General features: G+C 75.7%; 3 protein-coding genes. 1 reads left to right on the forward strand and 2 read right to left on the reverse strand.

Annotated elements, in window-relative coordinates; all coding sequences use genetic code 11:
- Together ACW0Q9_RS30045 and ACW0Q9_RS30050 are read right to left on the reverse strand one after the other, a co-directional pair.
- The coding region (locus ACW0Q9_RS30045) for an LppM family (lipo)protein (RefSeq protein WP_456187067.1) at positions 1 to 761 on the reverse strand (761 nt) is incomplete at its 3' end.
- 124 nt (positions 762 to 885) lie between these two features.
- The gene (locus ACW0Q9_RS30050; protein WP_456187069.1) at positions 886 to 2,043 is read right to left on the reverse strand and encodes an FAD-dependent oxidoreductase; all 1,158 of its coding nucleotides are present in this window, start codon (positions 2,041 to 2,043) and stop codon (positions 886 to 888) included.
- Positions 2,044 to 2,112: 69 nt separating this feature from the next.
- Here ACW0Q9_RS30050 and ACW0Q9_RS30055 point away from each other — a divergent pair, with 69 nt between their 5' ends.
- Complete coding sequence (locus ACW0Q9_RS30055) at positions 2,113 to 2,748, forward strand: TetR/AcrR family transcriptional regulator (RefSeq protein WP_456187071.1); 636 nt, start codon at positions 2,113 to 2,115, stop codon at positions 2,746 to 2,748.
- Positions 2,749 to 2,782: the final 34 nt, after the last annotated feature.

Genomic DNA, 2,782 nt, shown 5'->3' on the forward strand with positions numbered 1-2,782 from the left:
GGGGCGGCGGCGACCGGGCCGCGCGGCCGGCGGAGCAGGAGGACGACGACCACGGCCACCAGCAGGAGCACGACCACCCCGCCGGCGACCAGCAGCCAGGGGAACCCGCCGCCGGCGGCCGCGGCGGCGGCCGAGGTGACCGAGGCGGACGGCGCGGCCGGCGCTTCGGCGACGGCCCGCAGTTCGGCCGGCTTGGGCTGGTTGGCGACCACCTTCCAGCTCACCGACCGGCCGTTGATCGTGCCGTTCGTGTCCAGCACCCGACCGGGAAAGGTCACCGAGATCTCGAACGACATCAAGGTCATGAAAGCCTGCTGGTTCCGCGGATCCTGCTCGGCCACCTTTCCGCCGTATTTCTTCGGATCGAGCGGGAGCGAGAAGCGGTAGAGATCGCCGTCCCGGACCAGATTCACGCTCTCGCTGGTGAATTGCGACAACGGCGTTTTCCGGTAGGCGATCTGAATGCCGTAGTGGTTCGCGTCCTCGTACCGGGTCTCGGCGCCGGCGGGGAGGGAGGGGATGTTCTGCCGCAGCTCGGCGAAGGCCGCCGCGACGTCCGGGTTCCGGCGCTTGAGCACCGATTTCTCGGCGGTGAGCAGGAGTTGGCCGGTGACCGTGTCGTCGGCGTTCACGGTCAGCCCCAGATTGAGCTGCATGCAGCCGCTCAGTGCCGCCACGAGGGCGAGACACACCGCGAGGCGCAATGCCCGGCTGCGGCGGAGTCTCGTATTCATGGGCACAGTGTGTGTGATCGTCGTCACGTCGAGCAGTCAGCGATCAGTCACACGCCTGTCGCCGATCTTACCGGCCCGCTCTCCTATTCGGCCGACCCCGGAAATCTCACCCGATCGATATTCTGGAAGATTGTGCGCGGCGCAATTTCGCTCAGTCCGCGGGCGGCTGCCAGTCGGCGTACCGGGCCGCGCCGCGCAGCGCCGCCCGGGACGGGGTCAGCCGGAGCACGGCGTCGCGCAGGGCGACCGCCGCGGGGTGGCGCAGCTGCTGGCCGAACCGGGCGGTGCGGGCGGCGGCCCGGGCGATCGCCTGGCTGCGGGGGCGCCGCTGCCGGTCGTACCGGGCCAGTGCGCCGGCCAGGTCGGCCGGCCCGCCGGCGCAGGCGGCGCCGAGCACCACGGCGTCCTCGATCGCCTGCCCCGCGCCCTGCCCCAGGTGCGGCGTCATCGCGTGCGCCGCGTCGCCGAGCAGCGCCACCCGGCCCCGCACGTACGACGGCAGGGGGGTGGCCAGGTGGAACAGGTCGGTGCGGAGCACCGCCTCCGGCGGGGTGGCCGCCAGCAGCGCGGGTATCGGCTCGTGCCAGCCCCCGAAGCGGGCCCGGACGGCCGCCCGCTCGTCCGGCTCGCGCTGGCCCGGCGGGGCGGTCTCCGCCGCGTACCAGTAGAGCCCGCCGTCGCCGAGCGGGACGGTGCCGAACTCGCGGCCCGGCCCCCAGGTGACCGCCGTCGCCACCGGCGCGGGCCAGCGGATCGCCGCCCGCCAGGCCGTCGAGCCGGAGTACGCCGGCGCCGGCAGGTCCGGCCAGAGCCGGCGGCGCAGCACGCTGTGCAGCCCGTCGGCCCCGACCACCAGGTCCCCCCGCAGGGTGGTCGGCGCGCCGTCGCGGCGGTACGTCACCGCGGGGAGGTCGGCGTCGACGTCGACCACGTCCGCCCCGGTGACCAGGGTCGAGGCGGGCAGGGCGGCGCGGAGCAACCGGTGCAGTGCGGTCCGGTGGATGCCGAGCGCGGCGGTGCCGAGCGCCCGTTCCAGGTCGGCCCCCTCGATCCGGGACAGCCACCGGCCGTCGCTGGTCCGCAGCCCGCCCGGCGTGTCCGGCACGCCGTGCCGGCGGATCGCGTCGCCCACGCCGAGCGCGTCGAGCCCGCGCAGCGCGTTCGCCATGAGGGTCAGGCCGGTGCCCAGCTCGCGCGGCTCGGGCGCGCGTTCGAGCACGGTGACCCGCCAACGCCGACGGTGCAGGGCCAGTGCCGCGGCCAGCCCGCCGATGCCGGCGCCGACCACGATCGCGTGCGGCTCGCCCATGGCGACCACCTTTCTACGCCTGTAGAAGGCCATACTACATCCGTAGAAGGCGAGCGAGGAGGGGCGACAGTGAGCGGACGGGCGGACCGGCTGGCCCGGCTGGCCGACGCGGCGGTGGAGCTGCTGGCGGAGGGCGGCATGCGGGCGTTGACCCACCGCGCCGTCGACGCGCGGGCCGCGATGCCGCCCGGCACCACCTCGGCGTACCTGCGGACCCGGCAGGCGCTCATCGAGGCCGTGGTCCAGCGCCTGGCCGACCTCGACCGCGCCGACCTGGCGGCCCACGAGCTGCCCACCGAGCCGCCCGCCGCGCCGCCCCACGCCGCTCCGGCGCTCGGGGCGGACGGGCTCGACCAGCTCGCCGTCGGGGTGGCCGAGGTGCTCGACCGCTGGCTGACCACCGGACGCACCCGTGCCCTCGCCCGGTACGCCTGCCTGCTGGAGGCGGTGCACCGGCCCGAGCTGCGCCGGATCCTGGACCACGGCACCGTGCTGCGCGTCCAGGCCCGGGACCTGCTGGCCCGCGCCGGTGCGCCGGACCCGCGCCGGCAGGGCGACCAGTTCGTCGCCTTCGTCGACGGCCTGCTCTTCGACCGGCTGGTCGGCGCCGGGGCGCTCAGCGCGCCGCCGCCCGGCACCCCGGCCAGCCGGGACGACATCCGGGCCGCGGTGCGTACCCTGCTGCGCGCGTTCACCGGGGCCTGACCGGGCGTGAGCGCCGCCACGGGTGCGAAGGTGG

This window comes from Micromonospora sp. I033, assembly GCF_053890995.1.

Excerpts from the sequence above, each read along its gene's own strand:
- ACW0Q9_RS30050 (WP_456187069.1), bottom strand. The coding sequence starts at position 2,043 with ATGGGCGAGCCGCACGCGATCGTGGTCGGCGCCGGCATCGGCGGGCTG.